We start from the raw sequence: 23,868 nt of genomic DNA on the forward strand, positions 1-23,868 counted from the left end.
CCGGAAGTTGGGGATCCGGTCGCGGGTCGACATCGTGCGGTTGGCTGCGGGGCAGCGGCGGGGGGAGTGAACTCGCTGTTCGTGGGCGGGGGTTGGGTCGACCGTCGGGGTTGAGCCGGTGGACTGAGCCGGGCGTGGGTGGTTGCCGGGGGCGTGGTGGCCGCCCGGGCGCGGGCGATCGCTGGGACGCGTGCCCGCCGGGTGTGGGCGGTGCCTGGGACGCGGCGCCCGCCAGGTACAGGGTGCTTCTGGGACGCGGTGCCCGCGGTGTGCGGGTGGCCTCTGGTCAACGGTGCCAGCCGGGCGACAGACGCCGCCCTCAGGTACTTGCCCGGGCGGCGACCGCCGCCGGACGGCTGAAGCCGGGTGATGCTCGCCGGGCCCCAGGGCGCCGGACGCCGAGCGGGCGGACAGCGGGCTCGCTGGCGGCTGGCGGCTGGCGGTTAATCGTCGCGCTTCGGCGGCGCACCCGCGCCCCGCCAACTGCCCCCGACCCGCGGCCCGGAGGGGCCGGTAGGGGTGCGACCGAGGGTTTTCCCTCGTCAACTCCCGGAGGGAGTTCCCTCATTGGGGAGAGGGCGGGTCCGCTTCTAGCGTGGGACCCGCCCCGCAGGCTGTCGCTCCACCCCCACAGTGCACCCCCCACCGGCACTCCTGAGGAGAACCATGTTCGGGCTCACCCTTGCCAAGAAGGCCGCCGCCGTCACCGCGGCGGTCGCCGCCGCCGCGACGACCTGTCTGCTCGGCGCGACCACAGCGAGCGCCGCTCCCCAGCCCATCGTCGGCGGCTCGACCACCACGGCAGCCGCGTACCCGTACGTCATGCAGATCACCGACGCCTCGCAGAGCCAGTTCTGCGGCGGCACCCTGGTGTCGGCGACCAAGGTCGTCACCGCCGCCCACTGCATGGTCGGCGAGACCACGAGCAGTGTCAGAGTCGTCGGAGGCCGCACCTACCGCAACGGCACCAACGGCACGGTCAGCCGGGTCAGCAAGATATGGATCAACCCGAGCTACGTGGACGCCGAGCAGGGTGACGACGTCGCCGTCCTGACCCTGTCGACCTCCATGCCGTACACGCCCATCAGCTACGTCTCCTCCTCCGAGACCAGCGTGTACGCGGCCGGCACCACCGCCCGCATCCTCGGCTGGGGCACCACCAGCTCGGGCGGCTCCTCCTCCAACCAGCTGCGCACCGCCACGGTCCCGACCGTCTCGAACGCCACCTGCTCCACGGCGTACGGCTCGTCGTACATCTCCTCCGACATGGTCTGCGCCGGCTACACCTCCGGCGGCGTGGACACCTGCCAGGGCGACAGCGGCGGCCCGCTCATCATCGGCGGCAAGCTCGCCGGCATCACCTCGTGGGGCTACGGCTGCGCGGACGCCGAGTACCCGGGCGTCTACACCCGCCTGACCACCTTCTCCAGCCTGGTGACCACGCAGGTCAACTCCTAGCACTCACGTAGTGCCGTCCCGATGACTTCCTGAGCATGACTCAGGTTGAGCCAGGGGGCGTTGCGGGCCTCCACGAGCGGCCCGCAACGCCCCCTATCCATGTGCCGGGACCGGTCCGGGGTGCGTTTGTGCCCGGACCGGTCCCGGCACATGGATAGAGGGCTTGTCGGTGGCGCCTGTTTCAATGGATTCAGGTGCGGGTGATGGGTGCTGGGCAATGCGTGAGGGGGGACGGGCATGGTGTCGACGGATCGGTTCCTGGCCTTCGCGGCGATGTCGCTGCTGGTGGTCATGATCCCGGGGCCGAGCGTGCTGTTCGTGATCGGCAGGGCTCTCGCCCACGGCCGGCGCACGGCGGTGGCGACGGCGCTGGGGAACGTCTTCGGTTCGTATCTGCTGGTCGTGGCGGTCGCCGTGGGCGTCGGCTCGATAGTGGAGCGATCGGTCACCGTCTACATGGCGGTGAAGCTGGCGGGGGCCGCCTATCTGGTCTTCCTCGGTGTCCAGGCGTTCCGGCACCGCAAGGAGATGCGGGCGTCGGACATCACGGAGCGGGCCGACGCGCCCGCCCGAGGCGATCTGCGGACGGTCCTGGACGGCGCCCTCGTCGGCGTCACCAACCCGAAGGGCATCGTCTTCTTCGCCGCGGTACTCCCCCAGTTCGTCGACCACTCGGCCGGTCAAGTTCCCCTGCAGATGCTGCTGTTGGGCCTGATCCCGATAACCATCGGCCTGGTCACGGACACCTTGTGGGGTCTGACCGCGGCCACGGCTCGCAACTGGTTCGCCCGCTCGGACCGCCGCCTGTCGATGATCGGCGGCGCGGGCGGCCTCACGATGGTCGGCCTCGGGGTGACGGTAGCGACGACGGGCCGAGCGGACTGACCGCCAAACGCTCCCGCCCCCGCACCGGTCTCGTCCCAGCCGGTCCCGTCCCAGCCGTCAGCCCCGTACGACGGTCCCGAACCGGATGTCGTACGAGGACGCCGTGCTCAGCACCGACAGCATCCGCGTGGCTTCCTCGGCCACTTCCTCCTGCTGCCTCTTGCTGAGCGTGCCGAAGGGCTCGATGGTGATCACGGCCTCGTCGGGGGACTCCTCCAGCCGCCAGATACCTTCCAGGAAGCCGTCAACGAGAAGCGTGCAGTAGGCCTGGTTGCCCTGCCAGGAACGGCCCTTGTAGTCGGCGGACACCACCCGGGAACGGTCGGAGTGCGAGAGGAGGAGATTGTCGAACTCGGGCAGCAGCCGCGGCGGGGCCGGTGTGTCCGCGTCCGGGCGGGGCGCGTCCGGCAGGTCGAAGAGCTCGACGCCGTGCTCGTCGCGGAAGGTGACCAGTTGGGGCCGCAGCCGTTCGAAGACCTCGCGCAGCCGGGTCAGACCGGCCCAGGACTGCATGTCCTTGACGGAGGCGGGGCCGAAGGCGGCGAGATAGCGAAGGACGGTGGCGTCGGGGGCGGGCGCGGGCTCCGCGGGCCGGCCGAGCCAGTGCTCGGCGGTGGTCAGCGCGACCTGTCCGCTGCGGCCCCACCGGCCGCGCGGGGTGACCTGGACGAGGGGCAGCCGGCAGCGGGCCGCGATGGCGAGGGCCAGCGGGTCGGCGTCGGGCCATTCGAGGAGCAGGGCCTCGCGCAGCTGCTTCATGGTGCGCGGCTCGGTCTCGACGAGTTCCCGGCTGATCGCGGTGAGCCGGTCGAGGTCGACGCCGGCGAGCCCGTGGCGAAAGCCGTACAGCTCGCGCTCACGTGCGGCCTGCACGAGCGGCCGCAGAGTGAGGCAGTCGTCGGCGGTGTGGGTGTGGATGGTGGAGCGCATGGTCACGATGCGTACGACCTCGCGCGTCTCCATGGCTGCCGAGAGTTCCTCGGGCGCGAAGCCCTCCAGTCGGGCGGCGAGGGCGTAGTACGGGGGTTTCACGTTCTGCGCCTGGAGGCCGACGAGGTGTTCGACGGCGTCCGTCGCGGACAGGGTGGCCCGGCGCAGGAGGAGCTGCCGGTCGAGGGTCGCGCGGTTCAGCTCGCGGACGCTCAGCACGGGGGCGGTCGAGGTCGTCTTCGTCATGCTCCGCACGCTATCGGGGCTTGCGGACAAGTTCGGTCCGCAACCCTTGCAGATCCCCTACCCCTCGCACCCGCTCACGCCATTTGACCCGTATATCCTGCTCGGTGATCGCCAAGACGGACGTTCGACACGTTCGACAGATGCGACCCATCGGCATCAACAGGGAGGCTGCCGCGATGTCAGACCGCCGAGCCCGCCGCCCGGTGCCGCCTCCGGGAGGCGGCCGGAAGCCGGTGTGGCGGCGCGCCGTGCCCGAGGCGATGCCACCACCGGCGGATCCCCCGGCGCCGCGTACGACCCCGGCCGAGCCGGCTCCCGCGGAGGAGGGCAGCGTCGTACAGGCGGCGCTCTACCGCGACGGGACGCGCGTCGCGAACCCCGCCACCCTCGCGGACACGTTCCGGGAGCTGCGCGAGCAGCCGGACGGCATGGCGTGGATCGGCCTGGCCCGTCCGACGGAGGAGGAAATCCTTTCCCTGGCGGCCGAGTTCGACCTCCACCCGCTCGCGGTCGAGGACGCGATGGAGGCCCATCAGCGGCCGAAGCTGGAGCGTTACGGCGAGACGCTCTTCGTCGTGCTGCGCGCCGCCCGGTATCTCGACGCGTCGGAGGAGGTCGACTTCGGCGAGCTGCACGTGTTCATCGGCCCCGACTTCCTGATCACGGTCCGGCACGGCGCGGCCCCCGACCTCTCGGCCGTGCGCCGCCGCATGGAGGAGACACCGGAGCTGCTGAAGCTCGGCCCCGAGGCGGTCCTGTACGCGATCCTCGACGCCGTCGTGGACGGGTACGCCCCGGTCGTCGCCGGTGTCCAGAACGACATCGACGAGATCGAGACCGAGGTCTTCGGCGGCGACCCCTGGGTGTCCCGCCGTATCTACGAACTCTCCCGCGAGATGGTCGAGTTCCAGCGCGCCACCCGCCCCCTGGTCGGCATGCTGCACGGCCTGATGGCCGGCTTCGCCAAGTACGGCACCGACGAGGAACTCCAGCGCTACCTCCGCGACGTCGCCGACCACGTCACCCACACCAGCGAACGCGTGGACGGCTTCCGCCAGGCCCTCACCGACATCCTCACGGTGAACGCGACCCTGGTCACCCAGCAGCAGAACGCGGAGATGCGGGCCCTGGCCGAGGCGGGCTTCGAACAGAACGAGGAGATCAAGAAGATCTCCTCCTGGGCCGCCATCCTCTTCGCCCCCACGCTCGTCGGAACGATCTACGGCATGAACTTCGACGACATGCCGGAGCTGGGCTGGACCTTCGGATACCCCTTCGCGATCGGCCTGATGGGGGTTGTCTGCGCGAGTCTGTACGTGATTTTCAAGCGGCGGGACTGGCTCTAGGCCAGGCCAGGCACTGGCTCCTCGAGACACTGGTGCTCACGTCAGGACGGCCGGCTCCCAGGCCCGGTCGACCACCCGTACCAAGCCCAGGTCGGTCAGCTTCACCTGTGGAGAGACCGGGAGGGTCATGGTCGAGATGGACATGAACGCGTTCCGGTGCGCCCAGCCCCAGCGGTGCAGGGCCTCGCGGATCGCGGCGGCGCCGTAAGACACCTCCTCGGCGGGACGGTCGGACAGGACCCCGGCCACCGGAAGCGGCAGGTGCACCGGCTCATCGCCCGCCGCGATCACGCAGATCCCCCCGTGCGACGCGATGACACGGTTGGCGGCCTCGCGCAGCGCCGCGGCCGTCGTGGCGGTCACCGTCAGGTTGTGGCTGTCGTGCGCGTAGGTGGTGGCGACCGCTCCTTCGGACAGTTCGAAGCCGACCACCGGGGCCATCGTGCGCCGCCCGCTGCGGTGGTGGCGTTCGAACACCGCCAGTACCGCGGTACGGCCCTCCCATTGCACGACGCCGTCCCGCACCGGAAGGACGACCTCGGCGGGCTCGGTGAACGTGTCCACCGGGTTGACCCGCAGGGCCCGGAAGACGTGCTCGCCGTCCGGCAGGTCCACCGTCCAGGCGCAGCCGTCCTCGTCCAGCGGGTCGAGGTGGACGGAGTCGGCGAAGGGGTTGCCGGAGAGGGGGGCGGGGGCGCTCTCCGCGACCCGCTCGCCGCCGCAGACGACCATGACCGGCGTGAAGTCGGCCAGGTCGCGCAGCAGCACCAGGTCCGCACGCCGTCCGGGGGCCACCACACCGCGGTCGTCCAGGCCGAGGCGGCGGGCCGGGTGCAGGGTCAGCGCGCGGAGCGCCGTGAGCGGGTCCATACCGGCGCCCACGGCCACCCGCGCGATGTGGTCGAGGTGGCCGCGCTCGACGATGGCGTCCGCCGCGAGGTCGTCGGTGACCAGGCAGAAGTCCGGCTGCACCGGCAGCGCGGCGAGTCTGCTCACCAACTCCGGGGTGAGGCACTTCTCCTGGAGCATCAGCAGCATGCCGAGCCGGGCCTTCTCGACCGCGACCTCTGGGGAGTTCTTGGTGTGGTCGGAGTCGATACCCGCCCACAGGTACTCGCCCAGGTCGTCACCGGAGAGATTGGGACAGTGCCCGTCCAGTCGTACGCCCTTGGCCCGGGCCGCGGCGACGATCTCGCGCATCCGGCGGCTGCCGTCGACGACGGCCCGGTAGTCCATCACCTCGCCGAGTGTGGTGACGCCCTCCCAGTCCAGCATGTCGGCGATGTCGTCGGCGCTGAGCGCGGCACCCGCCGTCTCGAACCCCTCCAGGGCCGGTACGCACGAGGGCACCGCCCAGTGCATGGACTGCTGGGCGCCGCGCCCCTGTTCGATCATCCAGGCCATGGCCTCGCGCCCGGCGACGTTGACGATCTCGTGCGGGTCGGCGAGCACCGTCGTGGTGCCGCGGGGCAGCGTGATCCGCGCGAACTCGCGCGGTGCGAGCAGCGAGCTCTCGATGTGCATGTGCGCGTCGACGTAACCGGGCGCCACCAACAGGCCATCGGCGTCGATGACCTGGCCGGCGTCGATCGGTGTGCCGGGGCGCAGCAGGGCGCGGATCAGGTCGCCGGTGATGGCGACATCGGCGGCGGTCTGTTCCCCGGTGTGTACGGAGACCACGCGGGCTCCCCGGATCAGCAGGTCACAGTGGCTGGGCGCAGGCATCGACGGTTCTCTCGTTCGGTCGTCGGCTTCGGTCGTCGGCTTCGCTGGGGTCCGGTATCGGTCTCAGCGAAGGGGCTCGTGGGCGTCGGCCCCGTAGTGGCGCAGCAGGCGGGAGACGAGGAAGGTGCGGAAGGCGTCGGTGTCGACGCCGGTGGCCACCTTGGCGTTGTGGGGCAGCCCGGTGCGTCCGTGCACATCGGCGATCAGCTTGCCGCGGGAGAACTCGCCGCCGCACTCCACCGTCACCCAGGCGTCGGTCCACTCGATCAGGTCGGGCCGTACCGTGGCGGCCACCGCCAGCGCGTCGTGGACCGCGCAGGCGGCGACGCCGTGGCGCTGCTCGTACCGGGTGGCGAGATGGTCGAGCATCCGACCCGCCGCACCGGTGGCGGGCGCGCCGTCGGCCAGCAGCTCGTCGATGTCGGCCCGGGTCGTCAGCGCCTTGCGGGTCACGTCGAGTCCGACGATCCGCAGCGGCACACCGGCCTCGGTCACGAACCGGGCGGCCTCGGGGTCGGCGAAGAAGTTGAACTCGGCCGACGGCGTGACATTGCCGGGCGCGAAGGCCGCCCCGCCCATGAGCACGATCTCCTTGATCGACGAGGCGGCCTCCGGGTGGGCGTGCAGCAGCGCGGCGATGTTGGTGAGCGGCGCGGTGGCGATCACGGTGGTGCCCGCGGGCCCCCGGTCCCGCAGCTGGGCGGCCAGCCATGCGACGGCGTGCGCCGGGTGCGGCGTACGCGCCGACGGAGGGAGGTGTACGCCACCGAGCCCGCCCTCGCCGTGCACGGGTTCGTCCGGGATGCGGACGGCGCGGGCGATGGGCCCCGCGTGTCCGCGCACCACGGGCACCTCCGCGTCCACGCCGATCAGATCGCACACTCGCAGCGCGTTGTCGACGACCTGCCCGATGCCGACGTTCCCGGCGACGGTGGTGATGCCGGTGACATCGAGCTCGGGCGAGGCGAAGGCCAGCAGCAGTGCGACGGCGTCGTCGATACCGGGGTCGCAGTCGATGACGACCGGCTGCGCGACCGAGGGCTCGACCGATGGTTCGACCGGTAGCTCAATCGATGGTTCGACCGGTGGCTCGACCGGCTGCGGGTGTGTCACCCGGACACCTCGCGCTGGAAGCGGTCGACCCACTCGTCGTTGTTCTTCACGGCCAGCTTCAGGTCGGGGACGGTGAACCCGGCCGCCGCGGGATCGGTCGCCGCGTCGCCCACCACCTTGGTGATCTCCGCGGGAATCTTCGCGTCCTCGTTGACCGGCTTGTCGTGGAAGGTCGCCGCGGCCTTCTCCTGGACCTTCGCCGACAGCAGGTAGTTGATGAACTTCTCCGCGCCCTCCTTGTTGTGCGCGCCCTTCACCAGCTGCGCGGTGTTGGAGACCACGTACCGGCCCTTGTCGAGGGGCGCCCAGGCGATCGGCTTGCCCGCCTCGACCGGGTCGATGGCGAACAGGTCGAGCGCCGGGGCCATCTCCACCTCGCCGCGGTCGAGAAGGCTGACGAGTTCGGTGCTGCGGCTGAAGTACTTCAGTACGTTCGGGGAGTTGGCCGCGAGCTTCTTGAACGCCGTGTCGGTGTCCTCGGGGCCCGAGCCGTAGGTCGCCGCGGTGGCGTAGAGGAAGGGCACTCCGGCGCTGGTCGAGATGTCGGGGACTGCGATCCTGCCCTTGTGCTCGGCGTTCCAGAGGTCCTTGATGCCGGGCGCCTTGTCGAACTTGTCGGTGCGGTAGAGCATGCCGAGCAGCTGGTACGTGTACGCGGGTGCGTAGCCGTCCGGGTTCTTGGCGAAGTCGTGGATGTTCTTCACGTTGGGGACGGCCGACGGGTCGATCTTGTCGAACAGGCCCTGCTCCTGGCCCCGTTGGGCGAACAGGTCGGAGAGCATGGCGACGTCGACCGTCGGGTTGCCGCGGTTGATCCTGAGCTTGGTGAGCCGCTCGGCGTTGTCGCCGCTGTCGACCTCGACGTCGATGCCGGTCTCCTTCTCGAACGGCTTGACGATGTTCTTCTCGAACAGGTCGGCGCCGAAGCCGAAGGTGGAGACGGTCAGCTTCTTGGGGTTCTGCTCCCCCGCGGCCGATCCGGCGCAGCCGGCCAGCGGAAGGACCAGCAGGGTGGCCGCGGTGGTGGTGGCGAGTCGTCTCATGAGGTGGGCAGCTCCTGCTTCGTCCGGGGGAGGTCGATGGTGTGCGCGGCGGGGAGGTGGACACGCACCTGCCGGCCGCTCCGCAGCTCGAAGTCGCTGCTGGTGGCCAGGACGGTGCGGCCCTGGGACACGGCGGTGACGACGCAGTCGGTGCCGCGGAACCGTACGGCGGTGAGCACGGCGTCGACCGTGGTGCCGTCGGAGGGTGTGGAGTCGGTGGATTCGGAGGTGAGTACCTCGACGTGCTCCGGCCGGATGGTGACCGTACGGCCGTCCGGCAGCTCGACGAAGTTCTCGTAGCCGAGGAATTCGGCGACGAAGCGGTTGGCCGGGGCGCGGAACACCTCGCGCGGGGCGCCCTGTTGGGCGACCGTGCCCTGGTCGAGGATGACCATGCTGTCGGCGAGCTCCAGGGCCTCCTCCTGGTCGTGGGTGACCAGGATCGCGGTGAGCCCGGTCTCCTTCTGGATACGGGCGAGCTCCTGGCGCATCTGGATGCGCAGCCGTGCGTCGAGGTTGGACAGCGGCTCGTCGAGGAGGAGTACCGAGGGCCGTACGGCGATGGCGCGGGCCAGTGCGATGCGCTGCTGCTGGCCGCCGGACAGCTGCTTGGGCTTGCGGCCGGCGAGGTGGGAGAGGCCGACCAACTCCAGCGCCTCGCCCGTGCGGGTACGCAGCTCTCCGTCCGGGATGCCCCGCATCTTCAGTCCGAAGGCGACGTTCTTCTCCACGGTCATGTGCGGGAAGAGCGCGTACGACTGGAAGACCATGCCGATGTTGCGGCGCTCCGGGGGAAGCCTGGTGGCGTCCTCGCCCTCCAGCAGAATGCGGCCCGCGGTGGGTTCGAGGAATCCGGCGATCATGCGCAGGGTGGTGGTCTTGCCGCAGCCGCTGGGCCCGAGCAGCGCGGTGAACTCCCCGCGGCGCACGGTCAGGTCGAGCTCCCGTACCGCTGCCGTGCCCGCGAACTCCCGGGAGACGGCGTCGAGTTGGACCACCGGCGTCATCGTCGTACTCCTGTCGCTTTTCTGGCGTTGCGTACGGTCGTTGCGTGCCGTGCTCACCGGCTGAAGACCTTGTTGAATCCGACGAGGCGCTCCGTCAGCAGGGCCGCGCCGACCGTGGCGGCGAGCAGCAGGGTGCTCACCGCGGCCACCGTCGGGTCGTAGGAGAACTGGACGTAATTGAGCATCTCGACGGGCAGCGTGGAGATGCCGGGCCCCTTGAGCAGCAGTGACAGCGGGACGTTGTTGAAGGAGGTGAGGAAGGACAGCACGGCCGCCGAGACGATGCCGGGTGTCATCACCGGCAGGGTGATCGCGAAGAACGCCCGCAGGGGTCCGGCGCCGAGGCCTCTGGCGGCCTCTTCCAGCGCCGGGTCCGACAGGGCGAGCGAGGCGCCCGTGACGCGTACCGCGTAGGGCAGCAGCAGGACGGTGTGACCGATCAGCAGGGCGCCGAGCGCGGTGATCCGCATGGTCACCATGAGCTGCTGGAAGAGCGCGAAGCCCAGGACCAGTTCAGGGACGATCGCGGGTGAGAGGAAGAGCGTCTCGACCGCCTTGTGGCCGCGGAACGTGCGGCGCTGCACGGCCAGGGCCACGGGGATGCCCAGCACCAGTGCGAACAGCGTCGCCGCCGCGGCCACCAGCAGGCTGGTCAACAGGCCTTGCTGGAAAGAGGCGTTGGACAGCGCCTGGTCGAACCAGCGCAGCGAGAAGCCGGGCGGCGGGAACTCGACGGTGTCGCCGGACGAGAAGCCGATGGCGACGACCAGCAGGATGGGCCCGAGCAGAAAGACCATGGCCAGGGCCGACAGCAGGGAGAGAACGGGGCGTCGGCGTATCACGACGTGGCCACCTTCGCCGATATCCTGCCCGAGGCCCAGCCGACCACGAGCACCAGTACGGTCATGATCAGTGCGACGGCGCTGGCCCCGCCCCAGTCCAGCTTCACGTTCGCGTAGTCGTAGAGCAGCGTCGCCAGGGTGCGGTTGCGGGAGCCGCCGAGCAGCAGCGGTGTGGTGAAGGCGGTGACCGCTCCGGCGAACACCAGGGTGGCTCCCACCAGTACGCCGGGCAGGGCGAGCGGCAGCACGATTCGCCGGAAGGCCCGGCCGGGGCTCGCGCCGAGGCCGCGCGCGGCGTCTTCGAGGCCGGGGTCGATCTGCGACAGCGAGCTGTACGAGGTGAGGATCATCAGCGGCATGAACAGCTGGGTGAGACCGGCGACCAGGGCGAACTCCGTGTAGAGCAGCTCGGGCGGACGGTCGGTGAGTCCGGTCGCCAGGACGGCGTCGCTGATGAGGCCGTTGCGGCCGAGGATGACGAGCCAGGCGAAGGTCCGCACCACCGTGCTGAGCAGCAGCGGGAAGACCGCGAGCGCGAGCAGCAGGCCCTGGCGGCTCTTGGGAGCACGGGCGATGAGATAGGCCGTCGGGAAACCGAGGACCAGACAGACGAGGGTGACGGTGACGGCCACGCGCACGGTCCGGGCGAACACGCCCAGTACGTAGCTGTCGGTGAGCATGGCGCCCAACTTGCCGAGTACGTCGGGGTGTTCGGCGGCGGGCGGCGCGAAGAGCGTCACGGCGAAGGGGTACGCGAAGCCGAAGGCCAGCAGGGCCAGACCGGGCGCGAGCAGCAGCCCCAAGGTGGCCTTCCGGGACACAGCCACACCTCCTCTCAGACTCTCGGATGACTTTCGGAGGGACTCTCGGATGACTCTCGGAGATTCCTACAACCGGTTGCTGCAACCGGTTGCAACCACCGGTCGACGTGGACGATACTTTCGTCCGGATCGAGGCGTCAACGCACTCGTGTAAAGATCCCGTTACGCACACACTGGGGGCGAGATGGTGACGCTGGCGGACGTCGCACGTGCGGCGGGGGTGTCCAAGGCGACAGCGTCACGCGCGCTGAGCAGGCCCGACATGGTCGCGGCGGACACCCGCGAGCGGGTGCTGGCCGTCGCCGCGACCATGGGCTTCGAGTTCAACGCGAGCGCCCGGGCACTGACCACCGGCCGTACGGGCCTGATCGGCGTTCTGGTCCCGAGCATCGCCAACCCCTACTTCGCCCCGATCGTGACGGGCGTGCAGCGTGCGCTGTCCGCGCACGGCGAGAACATCCTGCTCGCCGTCTCCGAGGGTTCGCAGAGCAGCGAGCACGAGCTGGCGGGGAAGCTCGCCTCACGCGTCGACGGACTCGTCTTCATAGCGCCGGTGAGCCCGGACTCGGCGATCAGGAGCTTCACTTCGAAGCTGCCGGTCGTCACCGTGGACCGCACCGTGCCCGCGGTGCCCGGCGTCCTGATCGACACCCCCGGCGGCGTCGCGGACATCGTCACGCACCTCGCAGGCCTCGGGCACCGGGCCATCGCCTATGTGGGCGGCCCGGACGGCTCCTGGATGGCCGAGCGGCGCAACAGCGCGGTCGAGGAGGCCGCCCGCCGCAGCGGGGTCGACCTCACCGCGCTCGGTCCCGTCGGCCCCCGGATCGACGCGGGGCTGGCCGTCGCCGAGCACATCGCCGCCGAACGGAGCGTCACCGCGGTGGTGGCGTACAGCAGTTACCTGCTGCTCGGCCTGCATCTGGGGCTGCGCGAGGCCGGCGTGCGGGTCCCCGAGGACATCAGCCTGGCCGCCTCGGACGACCTGACCGCGATCAGCGCAGACCGGCCCGACACCACGGCGCTACGGGTCCCGCTCGAAGAGGCGGGCATCGCGGCGGTCCGCCTGCTCCAGGAGGCGAACCCTCCCAAGCGCGCCCGACGGCTGCGCATCGCCACCGAGTTGATCGTCGGCGGCTCCACCGCGCACGCCACGGTCCGCGCATCGAGTACGACTCCCGCGAGATGAAACAGGCCCTGGGTCTGCCCCACTTCTAGGGCTTCACCTGAAGAGGCCGGGCACCACCATGTCTCACATCGGGCCGGCGACAGCTGCTCCCTTGTTCGTTTCCGCGCGCTGTTCCTCTACGCTCAAGGAGGTCATCAACTACCGCATGACATCTGCCCGGTGACGGAGTCGGCGTGGGGTGCGCGTCCCCGCTCCACGCCACCACTGGACGGCTTCAGGCGCAGCCACGGGTCGGCACATCCGGACGCCGACGACCTCGTGTGGCGCGTCCCGCCGGGCGGCGAAAGGGATGCGTCGTGCCTTCGGCTACGGCGAACTACCGCACTCTGCTGCGCACTTCGGGTGCCGCGGCCTTCTTCCTTCCGTCCGTTGTCGGGCGGCTGGGCATCGCCATGACCGGGATCGGCCTCGTCTGGCTGGTGCACGCCCGCACCGGGTCGTACGCCGCCGCGGGTCTCGTCACCGGCGGGTTCGCCGTCGCGGACGCCGTCGCCGGGCCCCAACTCGGGCGCCTCACAGACCGGTTCGGGCAGGCGCGGGTGCTTCCCTGCGCGCTGGCCGCACATGCCGGGGCCGTGGCGCTGCTGCTCGCCGGCGCTGTGCCGGACCTCGTCGCCGGAGTGCTCGTCGGGGCGACGCTGCCCCAGCTCAGTGCCCTGTCCGCCGCTCGCTGGTCCGCCCTGCTGTCCGGCGAACGGGCTGCCGCGCTACCCACCGCCTTCGCCCTGGAGGCCCTCGCCAACGGCGTGTCCTACCTGGCCGGACCTGCCCTGGTGAGCGTCCTCGGCGCGGCGGGTCATTCGGGCACCGGTGTGCTGCTCGCCGCCGCGCTCGTCGTCGGCGGCGGGCTCGCCCTCGCCGCCCAGCGCCGCACCATGCCGCCCCTCACCGGCCGCGCCGAACGCCGGCACGCCGGACGCGCCCTGCTCCGCTCCGCGTTCCTGCGGCAGGTCGCACTCGGCCTCGCGCTCGGGGTGTTCTTCGGCGCGATGCAGGTGTCCGTCGCCGCGTATGCCGTCGGACGCGGCACGCCGGACGCGGCAGCGCTGCTCTATCTCGCCGCCAACTGCACCAATCTGGTGGGCGGTTGGGTCTACGGAGCGTGGTGCCACGGCGGCTCACCCCGGCGCCGCCAGGCCACGGCCGCCGCCTGTCTCACCCTCACGAGCCTCCCGCTGACCTTCCTCGACGCACCCCTCGCGGTCGGTGCCACCCTCGCCCTGACCGGCCTCGCCGTGCCGGTCCTGCTGATCCTCACCTCCGTCCTCACCGACGCGTCGGTCCCGCGCCCCGTCCTCACCCAGGCGTTCACCTGGGGCAACTCCGCGAGCGCGGCAGGATCGGCGGGCGCCGCGGCGGTCGCCGGGCGGGTGGTGGACACGGGCGGTGCGCACGGCGGTTTCGGCGTGGCGGCGGGGGCCGCGGCGGTGATGACCGTCCTCGCGCTCGGCGGTCTGCGGGGCGCGTCACCGGCCGCGCCGCACGCCACGCCACAACGTGGCCGTCGTCAACTGGTTCAACGAGGAAGGCTCGCGCTTCAAGCCGAGCATGATGGGCAGCGCGGTCTTCACGGGGAAGCTCCCGGCAGAGACAGCCCTCACGACCACCGACCCGACGGGCACCACGGTCGAGGCCGCCCTCCGCGAGATCGGCACGATCGGTGACTACGCCGGACCCGAGGTGGCCGCGTACGCCGAGATCCACATCGAGCAGGGCCGTGACCTGGAGAACTCGGGGATCACGATCGGGCTGGTGGGCTCGACCTGGGCGGCTCACAAGTACCAGGTGGTGGTCCGCGGCGAGCAGTCTCACACGGGATCGACGATCATGGCGGACCGTCGTGATGCCCTGTTCGGCGCCTCGCTGCTGGTCGTGGCCGTGCGGGAGCTGGCCGAGCAGAGCACGGACAGACCGCTGCACACCTCGGTGAGCGAGATCACCGTCCTGCCCAACTCTCCTGTGGTGGTGGCGCGCGAGGTACGTATGCACGTCGACCTGCGCTCCCCCGACGAGGCCCTGCTCGACGCGGCGGCCAAGAAGCCGGCCGAGTCGATCCCCGGCATCGAGGAGCGGGCCTCGGTCACGATCGAGCAGGTCCAGACGCACGGGTGGGCCGTGGCGCCGTTCCCGGCGGCCGGGGTCGAACTCGCCGCCCAGGCGGCCGACAACCTGGGGCTCAGCCACCGAACCGTCATGACCATCGCGGGCCACGACTCCGTGAACATGAAGGACGTCGCACCCGCGATCATGCTCTTCGTGCCCAGTGTCGAGGGCGTCTCCCACAACGAGGTCGAGTTCACGCAGGACGTGGAGACCTGCGCCGGGACCGATCTGCTGGCCGAGGTTCTCCACCGGCTGATGTCGGGCGCGCTGGACAGCTCGCGGTGACGCGGCGGCCGGCCGGTGCGCGGCCGGCACGCGGTGCGGTGGTCCGTAGTACGACCCTGCCCGCGGATCAAGGGGACCCCTGGGAGGTCAAGGTCACAGCGGGTCCCTCTGCTGCTCACCTGTGGATCTGACCTAGCATCCGAGCATGACGGTCCTGCCTGACGACGGGCTCTCGCTGGCCGCCGAGTTCCCTGACGCGACCCATGAGCAGTGGCAACGCCTCGTGGCGGGCGTACTGCGCAAGTCGGGCAAGGAAGTCTCGGACGACGCAGCTGAGGGCGCCCTGTCCACCACGCTCGAGGACGGGCTGCGCGCCCGGCCCCTCTACAGCGCACTCGACTCCGCGCCGGATCCCGGCCTGCCCGGTTTCGCCCCCTTCACAAGGGGCGGTCGCGCCGAGGGCAACACCCTCGGCGGCTGGGACATACGGCAGCGGCACACGGCCGCCGACAACGGCGCGGTCCTCGCCGACCTGGAGAACGGGGTCGCCTCGCTCTGGCTGGCCGTCGGCGCGGGCGGCTTCCCCGTCTCGTCGCTCGGCCCGGTCCTCGACGGCGTCTACCTCGACCTTGCGCCTGTCGTCCTGGAAGCGGGGCGTGAAGTCGAGCCCGCCGCACGGGAGTTGCTGCGGATCTACGAGGAGCGGGGTGTCGCACGCGACGCCGCCCGTGGCAACCTCGGCGCCGATCCCCTGGGTCATGAGGCCCGTACGGGGGACGACGGGTTCGACTTCGCGCCCGTCGCCGCTCTCGCGCGGCTGTGCGCCGAGGAGTACCCGGGGCTGCGAGCGCTGACGGTCGACGCGCTGCCGTACCACGAGGCCGGCGGGTCCGCCGCCCAGGAGCTGGGCTCGTCGCTGGCGACCGGTGTCGCCTATCTGCGGGAGCTGACCGGGGCGGGGCTGAGCGTCGAACAGGCCGCCGCCCAGCTGGAGTTCAGGTACGCGGCCACCGCCGACCAGTTCCTCACCATCGCCAAGTTGCGCGCGGCGCGCAGGCTCTGGGCCCGGGTCGCCGAGGTCTGCGGGGCGCCGGGCGGACAGGTTCAGCACGCGGTGACCTCGCCGGTGATGATGAGCCGCCGGGACCCGTGGGTGAACATGCTGCGTGCGACGGTCGCCACGCTGGCCGCCGGAGTGGGCGGCGCCGAGTCCGTCACCGTGCTGCCCTTCGACCACGCGCTCGGCCTGCCGGACGCGTTCGCGCGCCGGATCGCCCGCAACACCTCGACGATCCTGGTCGAGGAGTCGCACCTCGCCCGGGTGATCGACCCGGCGGGCGGCTCCTGGTACGTGGAGCGCCTCACCGACGAACTCGCCCACGCGGGCTGGGAGTTCTTCCAGCGGATCGAGCGGGAGGGCGGCCAGGCGGCGGCCCTGCGGTCGGGTCGGGTCGGCGAGGAGCTTGCCGCCACCTGGGCGGCGCGCAGCGCGAAGCTGGCCAAGCGGCGCGAACCCGTCACCGGGGTCAGCGAGTTCCCGCACCTCGCCGAGCGGCTGGTGGCACGCGAGCCCGCGCCCGAGCCGCCGTCCGGCGGCCTCCCCCGCGTACGCCGCGACGAGGCGTACGAGAATCTGCGCGCCCGCTCCGACGCCCACCTGGCGGCGACCGGCACCCGGCCGCGGATCTTCCTGGCCGCTCTCGGCCCGGCCGCCGCGCACACCGCCCGCCTCACCTTCGCCTCGAACCTGTTCCAGGCGGGCGGCATCGAGCCCGTCACCGACGGCACGTTCGAGGACAGCGGGGCCACCGAGGCCTGTCTGTGCTCCAGTGACGCGCTGTACGAGGAGCAGGCCGCCGAGGTCACCGCGTCCCTCAAGTCGGCGGGCGCCGCGCAGGTGTTCCTCGCCGGGCGCCCCGGGCAGTACTCCGGTGTCGACGCCTACGTCTTCGCGGGCTGTGACGCCGTAGCCGTGCTCTCCGCCACCCTCGACCGCATGGGAGTGTCCTGATGAAACCGACGGGACCGATCCCCGACTTCTCCGGGATCGAGCTGGGGGTCCCGGCCGCGGACGGCGGCCCCGACGAGTGGCGCGACGCCGTCAAGAAGGCGGCCGGCGGCGACGACCTCCTCTGGGAGACCCCGGAGGGCATCGCGGTCAAGCCGCTCTACACCGGGCAGGACCTGGAGGGCCTGGACTTCCTGGGTACGTACCCGGGCATCGCCCCGTATCTGCGCGGCCCGTACCCGACGATGTACGTCAACCAGCCCTGGACGATCCGCCAGTACGCGGGCTTCTCCACGGCCGAGGAGTCCAACGCCTTCTACCGGCGCAACCTCGCGGCCGGTCAGAAGGGTCTGTCCGTCGCCTTCGACCTGCCCACGCACCGGGGTTACGACAGCGACCACCCGCGGGTGACCGGTGACGTCGGCATGGCGGGTGTCGCCATCGACTCCATCTACGACATGCGGCAGTTGTTCGACGGGATCCCGCTGGACAAGATGACCGTGTCGATGACGATGAACGGCGCGGTGCTGCCGGTCCTCGCGCTCTACATCGTCGCGGCGGAGGAACAGGGCGTACCACCCGAGAAGTTGGCCGGGACCATCCAGAACGACATCCTCAAGGAGTTCATGGTCCGCAACACCTACATCTATCCGCCGAAGCCGTCGATGCGGATCATCTCCGACATCTTCTCCTTCACCTCGCAGCGGATGCCGCGCTACAACTCCATCTCCATCTCCGGCTATCACATCCAGGAGGCGGGCGCGACGGCCGACCTGGAGCTGGCGTACACGCTCGCGGACGGGGTGGAGTACATCCGGGCGGGCCGGGACGCGGGGATGGACGTGGACGCGTTCGCACCCCGGCTGTCCTTCTTCTGGGCTATCGGCATGAACTTCTTCATGGAGATCGCCAAGATGCGGGCGGCGCGGCTGCTGTGGGCCAAGCTGGTCAAGCAGTTCGACCCGCAGAACGCCAAGTCCCTTTCCCTGCGCACCCATTCGCAGACCTCGGGCTGGTCGCTGACCGCGCAGGACGTCTTCAACAACGTGACGCGTACGTGTGTGGAGGCGATGGCGGCCACCCAGGGCCACACCCAGTCGCTGCACACCAACGCCCTGGACGAGGCGCTCGCCCTGCCCACCGACTTCTCCGCCCGCATCGCCCGCAACACCCAGCTGCTGATCCAGCAGGAGTCCGGCACCACCCGGGTGATCGACCCCTGGGGCGGCAGCGCGTACATCGAGAAGCTGACGTACGACCTCGCGCGCCGGGCCTGGCAGCACATCGAGGAGGTCGAGGCGGCGGGCGGTATGGCCAAGGCCATCGACGCGGGCATCCCCAAGCTGCGCATCGAGGAGGCCGCGGCCCGCACCCAGGCCCGTATCGACTCCGGGCGGCAGCCGGTGATCGGCGTGAACAAGTACCGCGTCGAGACCGACGAGCAGATCGACGTCCTCAAGGTCGACAACTCCTCCGTACGCACCCAGCAGATCGAGAAGCTGCGGCGGCTGCGCGCGGAGCGCGACGAGCGGGCCTGCCAGGACTCGCTGGACGCCCTGACCCGGGCGGCGGGCGGTGAGGGCAACCTGCTGGAGCTGGCCGTGAACGCGGCCCGCGCGAAGGCCACGGTCGGGGAGATCTCCGACGCCCTGGAGAAGGTGTACGGGCGGCACGCGAGCCAGATCCGTACGATCTCCGGTGTGTACCGCAACGAAGCCGGCGCGTCCCCGTCCGTCGAGCGCACGCGCACGCTGGTGGAGTCCTTCGAGGAGGCCGAGGGGCGCCGCCCGCGCATCCTGGTCGCCAAGATGGGCCAGGACGGCCACGACCGCGGCCAGAAGGTGATCGCGACCGCCTTCGCCGACCTCGGCTTCGACGTGGACGTCGGCCCGCTGTTCCAGACGCCGGGCGAGGTGGCCCGCCAGGCCGTCGAGGCGGACGTGCACATCGTCGGCGTCTCCTCGCTGGCCGCCGGGCACCTGACCCTCGTACCGGCGCTCAGGGAGTCGCTCGCCGAGGAGGGGCGCGAGGACATCATGATCGTGGTCGGCGGGGTGATTCCGCCGCAGGACGTGCCCACGCTGATCGAGATGGGCGCGGCGGCCGTCTTCCCGCCCGGGACGGTGATCCCGGACGCGGCGTACGACCTGGTCGAGCGCCTGACCACCGACCTCGGCCACGAACTCTGAGCCCCATGGCGATCGACCTCGACAGCTATGTGAAGGGCGTGCTCGACGGGAAGCGGGCGCTGGTGGCGCGTGCCATCACGCTCGTCGAGTCGACGAGGCCCCAACACCGGGCGATGGCACAGGAGTTGCTGACCGAGCTGCTGCCGCACAGCGGGAAGGCGCGGCGGATCGGCATCAGCGGTGTGCCGGGCGTGGGCAAGTCGACGTTCATCGACGCGTTCGGCACGCTGCTCACCTCGCTCGGGTACCGGGTCGCGGTGCTCGCCGTCGACCCGTCGTCGAGCCGGACGGGCGGGTCCATCCTCGGCGACAAGACGCGTATGGAACGGCTGGCCGTCGACCCGGCGGCCTTCATCCGGCCCTCCCCGACCGCGGGCACGCTCGGCGGAGTCGCGAAGGCGACCCGGGAGTCGATCGTGGTGATGGAGGCGGCCGGTTACGACGTGGTCCTGGTGGAGACGGTCGGCGTCGGCCAGTCCGAGACCGCCGTCGCGAACATGGTCGACTCCTTCCTGCTCCTCACCCTCGCCCGGACCGGGGACCAGTTGCAGGGCATCAAGAAGGGTGTCCTGGAGCTGGCCGACGTGATCGCCGTCAACAAGGCGGACGGCCCGCACGAGCGGGAAGCCCGGGGCGCGGCAAGGGAGTTGGCGGGCGCACTGCGGCTGATGCATCCCGCCGACGCCGCCTGGACGCCACCGGTGCTGAGTTGCAGCGCCCGTGAGTCGACCGGCCTGGACACGGTCTGGGAGCGCCTCGAACAGCACCGTACGCTTCTCGACTCGTCCGGCCGTCTCGCCGCCAAGCGCCGTGACCAGCAGGTCGACTGGACCTGGGCGATGGTGCGCGACGAACTCCTCGGCCGCCTGCACGCCGACCCCGCCGTACGCACCCTCGGGCCCGGCCTCGAACAGCAGGTCAGGGACGGCGAGTTGACGGCCACGCTCGCCGCCGAGCGCATTCTGCGGGCGTTCGGCGGCGAGACGGACTGAGCCGGACCGGGTCGGGGTGGGCGTGCGCGACGCACGGTCACTCCGGCCGGTGCGCCACCGGGTACGGGACGAACGTGCTGCTGTTCTGGTCGATCCTCAGCGGGCGGCCCAGGAGCGGTGCGCTGGGGGCAGTCGAGGCGCTCGCAGACACGGCAGCCCATGCCGATGGGGGTGGCGGCGGAGGCGTTGTCCAGGTCGAGGCCGTCGGAGTAGACGAGCCGGGGGGCGTGGCGCAGCTCGCAGCCGAGGCCGATGGCGAAGGTCTTGCCGGGCTCGCCCCAGCCGCCGCGGTGGCGGGTGATCGCGCGCGCCGTCCACAAGTAGCGTCCGCCGTCCGGCATTTCGGCGATCTGGACATGGATGCGGCCGGGCGCGGCGAACGCCTCGTAGACGTTCCACAGTGGGCAGGTGCCGCCCCCACGGGAGAAGTGGAAGTCGGTCGCGGACTGCCGCTTGATCGTGGCCTCGCTCCACACCGCGCCGGGGACGGTCGAGGCCGTCGAGGACTTCGCCACGCGGGTCCTCGGCAAGACCGTGGTTCACGCGCGGGACCGGGCCGGCTTCGTCGTCAACGCCCTGCTCATCCCCTATCTGCTGGCCGCGATCCGCATGGCCGAGTCCGGTTTCGCCACGGCCACCGACATCGACGCGGGCATGGAACTCGGCTGCGCCCACCCCATGGGACCGCTGAAACTGGCGGACCTGATCGGCCTCGACACCGTCGCCTCGATCGCGGAATCCCTCTACGACGAGTTCAGGGAGCCCCTGTACGCCCCGCCACCGATGCTCCAACGGATGCTGGAGTCAGGGCTGTTGGGCCGAAAGACGGGCCGCGGGTTCCACGTGTACGACGCCGTCCGCAGCCAGGCATTTGACGTCCGGCAGCCAGGCGATTGACGGCAGGGCCTAAGCTGACCCGTGCAGCTGGTTCGCCCCGTCCGCCAGGCGGGATGCGTCGCAAGAGGGAACCCGGTGGGAATCCGGGACTGCCCCGCAGCGGTGAGCGGGAACGACCGCCGTCATACGCACTGGGCCCCGAGAAGCGGGACCTGGGAAGCGACGGCCAGTAGGTGTCCTCCGTACGGAGGACGTGCTCGCGAGTCCGAAGACCTGCCATCTGCCCGTACGTGACCGATCGCGTACGGACATCCCGGTGACCTCGTGGGCGGGTCGGCGTACATATCCGGTGGACGACCGCGCCTTGCCGCGCGAGGTGTCTCCGCCGGGTTCGTCGCTCCTTCGCGCTCACGTCCGTCCCGGGATCTCAGGGAGACATCTCGCGAAGGAGAGTTCCGTGACATCGAAGACCGCAGCCGCGGCGGCACGGGCCACCGTGTACGGCTACCCCCGTCAGGGCGGGGCCCGGGAACTGAAGAAGGCGATCGAGGGGTACTGGAAGGGCCGCGTCGACGCCGACGCCCTCCGGGCCACCGCCGCCGAACTGCGCCGCACCAACTGGCGGCAGCTGGCCGAGGCCGGCATCCACGAAGTGCCGACCGGCGACTTCTCGTACTACGACCATGTCCTGGACACCAGCGTCATGGTCGGCGCGATCCCCGGGCGCCACCGCGCCGCGGTCGAGACCGACGCGCTCGACGGCTACTTCGCGATGGCCCGCGGCACCCAGGACGTGGCGCCGCTGGAGATGACGAAGTGGTTCGACACCAACTACCACTATCTGGTGCCGGAGTTGGGCCCGGACACCGTGTTCACGGCCGACTCCGCCAAGCAGGTCGCCGAGCTCCGCGAAGCCCTCGACCTGGGCCTTGCCGCCCGGCCGGTCCTCGTCGGGCCCGTCACCTATCTGCTGCTCGCCAAGCCCGCGCCCGGTGTGGCGGCCGACTTCGACCCGCTGCCCCTGCTGGACCGGCTGCTGCCGGTGTACGCCGAGGTCCTCTCCGACCTGCGGGCGGCGGGCGCGGAGTGGGTGCAGCTCGACGAACCGGCCCTGGTCCAGGACCGTACGCCCGCCGAACTCAACGCGGCCACGCGCGCCTACCGTGACCTCGGCGCGCTCACCGACCGTCCGAAGCTGCTGGTCGCCTCCTACTTCGACCGGCTCGGCGACGCCCTGCCGGTGCTGGCCAAGGCGCCGGTGGAGGGGCTCGCACTCGACTTCACGGAGGCCGCCGCCGCCAACCTGGACGCGCTCGCCGCCGTGGGCGGACTGCCGGGCAAGCGCCTGATCGCCGGTGTCGTCAACGGCCGCAACATCTGGGTCAACGACCTCACCAAGTCCCTCGCCACGCTCGGCACCCTGCTCGGGCTGGCAGACCGGGTCGACGTGGCCGCGTCCTGCTCGCTGCTCCACGTGCCGCTCGACGCCACCGCCGAACGGGACATCGAGCCGCAGATCCTGCGCTGGCTCGCCTTCGCCCGGCAGAAGACGGCCGAGATCGTCACCCTCGCCAAGGGTCTCGCCCAGGGCACGGGATCGATCACCGGCGAACTCGCCGCCAACCGGGCCGCCCTGGCCTCCCGCGCGAACTCGCCCATCACCCGTGACCCGGCCGTGCGGGCGCGGGTCGGTGCGGTCACGGACGCCGACGCCCGCCGCTCCCAGCCGTACGGCGAACGTGCCGCCGCGCAGCGCGCCCACCTCGGTCTGCCGCTGCTGCCGACCACCACCATCGGCTCCTTCCCGCAGACCGCCGAACTGCGCGTCGCCCGCGCCGACCTGCGCGCCGGTCGCATCGACACGGCCGGCTACGAGGAGCGCATCAAGGCCGAGATCCAGGAGGTGATCTCCTTCCAGGAGAAGACCGGTCTGGACGTCCTGGTGCACGGCGAGGCCGAACGCAACGACATGGTCCAGTACTTCGCCGAGCAGCTGACGGGCTACCTCGCCACGCAGCACGGCTGGGTCCAGTCCTACGGCACCCGTTACGTCCGTCCGCCGATCCTGGCCGGCGACATCTCCCGCCCCGAGCCGATGACGGTGCGCTGGACGACGTACGCCCAGTCCCTCACCGCCCGCCCCGTCAAGGGCATGCTCACGGGGCCGGTCACCATGCTCGCCTGGTCCTTCGTCCGCGACGACCAGCCGCTCGGCGACACCGCCCGCCAGGTCGCCCTCGCCCTGCGCGACGAGGTCAACGACCTTGAGACGGCCGGGACTTCGGTCATCCAGGTCGACGAACCCGCGCTGCGCGAGACCCTGCCGCTGCGCGCCGCCGACCGCCCCGGCTATCTGGCGTGGGCCACCGAGGCGTTCCGGCTCACCACCGCCGGGGTGCGGCCGGACACCCAGATCCACACCCACATGTGCTACGCCGAGTTCGGCGACATCGTCCAGGCGATCGACGACCTCGACGCGGACGTCATCAGCCTGGAGGCCGCCCGCTCCCACATGCAGGTCGCCCGCGAACTGGCCGCCCACGGCTATCCGCGCGAGGCCGGACCCGGCGTCTACGACATCCACTCCCCGCGCGTGCCCAGCGCGGACGAGGCGGCAGCCCTGCTGCGCAAGGGACTTGAGGCCATCCCGGCCGAACGGCTCTGGGTCAACCCCGACTGCGGCCTGAAGACCCGCGGCTGGCCCGAGACCCGGGCGTCCCTGGACAACCTGGTCGCAGCCGCGCACGCGGTACGCGCGGAACTGCCCACCGCCGACTGATCCTTCTGATCCGATCCGACTGATCAGATCCCGCCGATCCGATCCGATCCGACTCATCAGATCCGGCTGATCCGATCCGATCCGACCGGCCGGGGACATCCGTGTCCCCGGCCGTCACGTCGGAGGCCCT

The 23,868-nt window shown here is 71.1% G+C and carries 16 protein-coding genes, 3 pseudogenes and 1 riboswitch; of the genes and pseudogenes, 11 read left to right on the plus strand and 8 right to left on the minus strand.

Annotated elements, in window-relative coordinates; translation table 11 throughout:
• The first annotated feature begins 666 nt into the window (after positions 1-666).
• Positions 667-1,458, plus strand: coding sequence for a S1 family peptidase (locus tag AOK17_RS27750; RefSeq protein WP_055615295.1), 792 nt, complete (start codon positions 667-669; stop codon positions 1,456-1,458).
• A 237-nt stretch (positions 1,459-1,695) separates the two neighbouring features.
• Positions 1,696-2,343: a LysE family translocator gene (locus AOK17_RS27755; protein ID WP_055615296.1), complete on the plus strand. Its 648-nt coding sequence runs from the start codon at positions 1,696-1,698 to the stop codon at positions 2,341-2,343.
• A 57-nt stretch (positions 2,344-2,400) separates the two neighbouring features.
• Here the strand turns inward: AOK17_RS27755 and AOK17_RS27760 are convergent, their stop codons facing one another.
• Positions 2,401-3,519, minus strand: a complete 1,119-nt coding sequence (locus AOK17_RS27760; protein ID WP_055615297.1) for a winged helix DNA-binding domain-containing protein — start codon at positions 3,517-3,519, stop codon at positions 2,401-2,403.
• Between the two features lie 176 nt (positions 3,520-3,695).
• Here AOK17_RS27760 and AOK17_RS27765 point away from each other — a divergent pair, with 176 nt between their 5' ends.
• On the plus strand, positions 3,696-4,865 hold the full coding sequence (locus AOK17_RS27765; protein ID WP_055615298.1) for a magnesium and cobalt transport protein CorA: 1,170 nt from the start codon (positions 3,696-3,698) through the stop codon (positions 4,863-4,865).
• A gap of 36 nt (positions 4,866-4,901) precedes the next feature.
• Here the strand turns inward: AOK17_RS27765 and AOK17_RS27770 are convergent, their stop codons facing one another.
• The 6 genes from AOK17_RS27770 to AOK17_RS27795 all read right to left on the minus strand — a co-directional run bounded on the left by AOK17_RS27770 (position 4,902) and on the right by AOK17_RS27795 (position 11,416).
• Entirely contained in the window at positions 4,902-6,590 is a 1,689-nt protein-coding gene (locus AOK17_RS27770) for an adenine deaminase C-terminal domain-containing protein (protein ID WP_055615299.1), read from the minus strand.
• A gap of 63 nt (positions 6,591-6,653) precedes the next feature.
• Entirely contained in the window at positions 6,654-7,703 is a 1,050-nt protein-coding gene (locus AOK17_RS27775; protein WP_245697403.1) for a nucleoside hydrolase, read from the minus strand.
• On the minus strand, positions 7,700-8,746 hold the full coding sequence (locus tag AOK17_RS27780; protein ID WP_055615300.1) for an ABC transporter substrate-binding protein: 1,047 nt from the start codon (positions 8,744-8,746) through the stop codon (positions 7,700-7,702). The genes AOK17_RS27775 and AOK17_RS27780 overlap by 4 nt, the downstream gene beginning before the upstream one ends.
• Complete coding sequence (locus tag AOK17_RS27785; RefSeq protein WP_055615301.1) at positions 8,743-9,753, minus strand: ABC transporter ATP-binding protein; 1,011 nt, start codon at positions 9,751-9,753, stop codon at positions 8,743-8,745. The genes AOK17_RS27780 and AOK17_RS27785 overlap by 4 nt, the downstream gene beginning before the upstream one ends.
• 53 nt (positions 9,754-9,806) lie before the next feature.
• Positions 9,807-10,595 (minus strand): ABC transporter permease, encoded by a 789-nt coding sequence (locus tag AOK17_RS27790; protein WP_055615302.1) that lies wholly within the window; start codon positions 10,593-10,595, stop codon positions 9,807-9,809.
• Positions 10,592-11,416 (minus strand): ABC transporter permease, encoded by an 825-nt coding sequence (locus AOK17_RS27795; RefSeq protein WP_063997298.1) that lies wholly within the window; start codon positions 11,414-11,416, stop codon positions 10,592-10,594. Before AOK17_RS27795 ends, AOK17_RS27790 begins: the two co-directional genes overlap by 4 nt.
• 184 nt (positions 11,417-11,600) lie before the next feature.
• Between AOK17_RS27795 and AOK17_RS27800 the strand changes: the two genes are divergently transcribed.
• The 6 genes and pseudogenes from AOK17_RS27800 (at position 11,601) to meaB (ending at position 20,122) form a co-directional block, all read left to right on the plus strand.
• Positions 11,601-12,605 carry a LacI family DNA-binding transcriptional regulator gene (locus tag AOK17_RS27800; protein WP_055615303.1) on the plus strand — a complete coding sequence of 335 codons (1,005 nt, stop codon included), beginning with the start codon at positions 11,601-11,603 and terminating at the stop codon, positions 12,603-12,605.
• Positions 12,606-12,901: 296 nt separating this feature from the next.
• A pseudogene (locus AOK17_RS53810) lies at positions 12,902-13,939 on the plus strand (MFS transporter); the annotation flags it as partial.
• A 163-nt stretch (positions 13,940-14,102) separates the two neighbouring features.
• Positions 14,103-14,993, plus strand: coding sequence for a M20/M25/M40 family metallo-hydrolase (locus AOK17_RS27810; protein ID WP_079053318.1), 891 nt, complete (start codon positions 14,103-14,105; stop codon positions 14,991-14,993).
• Between the two features lie 145 nt (positions 14,994-15,138).
• Positions 15,139-16,944: a methylmalonyl-CoA mutase subunit beta gene (locus AOK17_RS27815; RefSeq protein ID WP_055615305.1), complete on the plus strand. Its 1,806-nt coding sequence runs from the start codon at positions 15,139-15,141 to the stop codon at positions 16,942-16,944.
• Positions 16,944-19,130 carry a methylmalonyl-CoA mutase gene (scpA, locus tag AOK17_RS27820; protein ID WP_055615306.1) on the plus strand — a complete coding sequence of 729 codons (2,187 nt, stop codon included), beginning with the start codon at positions 16,944-16,946 and terminating at the stop codon, positions 19,128-19,130. Before AOK17_RS27815 ends, scpA begins: the two co-directional genes overlap by 1 nt.
• A gap of 5 nt (positions 19,131-19,135) precedes the next feature.
• Positions 19,136-20,122, plus strand: a complete 987-nt coding sequence (gene meaB / locus AOK17_RS27825; protein WP_055615307.1) for a methylmalonyl Co-A mutase-associated GTPase MeaB — start codon at positions 19,136-19,138, stop codon at positions 20,120-20,122.
• Between the two features lie 37 nt (positions 20,123-20,159).
• Here the strand turns inward: meaB and AOK17_RS48915 are convergent.
• Positions 20,160-20,577, minus strand: a pseudogene (locus tag AOK17_RS48915) (short-chain fatty acyl-CoA regulator family protein); the annotation flags it as partial.
• Between the two features lies 1 nt (position 20,578).
• Between AOK17_RS48915 and AOK17_RS27830 the strand changes: the two are divergent.
• A pseudogene (locus AOK17_RS27830) lies at positions 20,579-21,019 on the plus strand (3-hydroxyacyl-CoA dehydrogenase family protein); the annotation flags it as partial.
• 11 nt (positions 21,020-21,030) lie between these two features.
• A riboswitch (cobalamin riboswitch) is annotated at positions 21,031-21,254 on the plus strand.
• Positions 21,255-21,416: 162 nt separating this feature from the next.
• Complete coding sequence (gene metE, locus AOK17_RS27835) at positions 21,417-23,738, plus strand: 5-methyltetrahydropteroyltriglutamate--homocysteine S-methyltransferase (protein WP_055615308.1); 2,322 nt, start codon at positions 21,417-21,419, stop codon at positions 23,736-23,738.
• Positions 23,739-23,868: the final 130 nt, after the last annotated feature.

This window comes from Streptomyces phaeochromogenes, assembly GCF_001418655.1.
In the GTDB taxonomy this organism is placed as follows: Bacteria; Actinomycetota; Actinomycetes; order Streptomycetales; family Streptomycetaceae; genus Streptomyces; species Streptomyces phaeochromogenes.

Bases quoted from the DNA above. Each gene is read 5' to 3' on its own strand.
- AOK17_RS27765 (WP_055615298.1), top strand. From the start codon at position 3,696: ATGTCAGACCGCCGAGCCCGCCGCCCGGTGCCGCCTCCGGGAGGCGGC.
- AOK17_RS27785 (WP_055615301.1), bottom strand. From the start codon at position 9,753: ATGACGCCGGTGGTCCAACTCGACGCCGTCTCCCGGGAGTTCGCGGGC.
- meaB (WP_055615307.1), top strand. From the start codon at position 19,136: ATGGCGATCGACCTCGACAGCTATGTGAAGGGCGTGCTCGACGGGAAG.
- AOK17_RS27770 (WP_055615299.1), bottom strand. From the start codon at position 6,590: ATGCCTGCGCCCAGCCACTGTGACCTGCTGATCCGGGGAGCCCGCGTG.
- scpA (WP_055615306.1), top strand. From the start codon at position 16,944: ATGAAACCGACGGGACCGATCCCCGACTTCTCCGGGATCGAGCTGGGG.
- AOK17_RS27755 (WP_055615296.1), top strand. From the start codon at position 1,696: ATGGTGTCGACGGATCGGTTCCTGGCCTTCGCGGCGATGTCGCTGCTG.
- AOK17_RS27815 (WP_055615305.1), top strand. From the start codon at position 15,139: ATGACGGTCCTGCCTGACGACGGGCTCTCGCTGGCCGCCGAGTTCCCT.
- AOK17_RS27750 (WP_055615295.1), top strand. From the start codon at position 667: ATGTTCGGGCTCACCCTTGCCAAGAAGGCCGCCGCCGTCACCGCGGCG.
- AOK17_RS27760 (WP_055615297.1), bottom strand. From the start codon at position 3,519: ATGACGAAGACGACCTCGACCGCCCCCGTGCTGAGCGTCCGCGAGCTG.
- AOK17_RS27800 (WP_055615303.1), top strand. From the start codon at position 11,601: ATGGTGACGCTGGCGGACGTCGCACGTGCGGCGGGGGTGTCCAAGGCG.
- AOK17_RS27780 (WP_055615300.1), bottom strand. From the start codon at position 8,746: ATGAGACGACTCGCCACCACCACCGCGGCCACCCTGCTGGTCCTTCCG.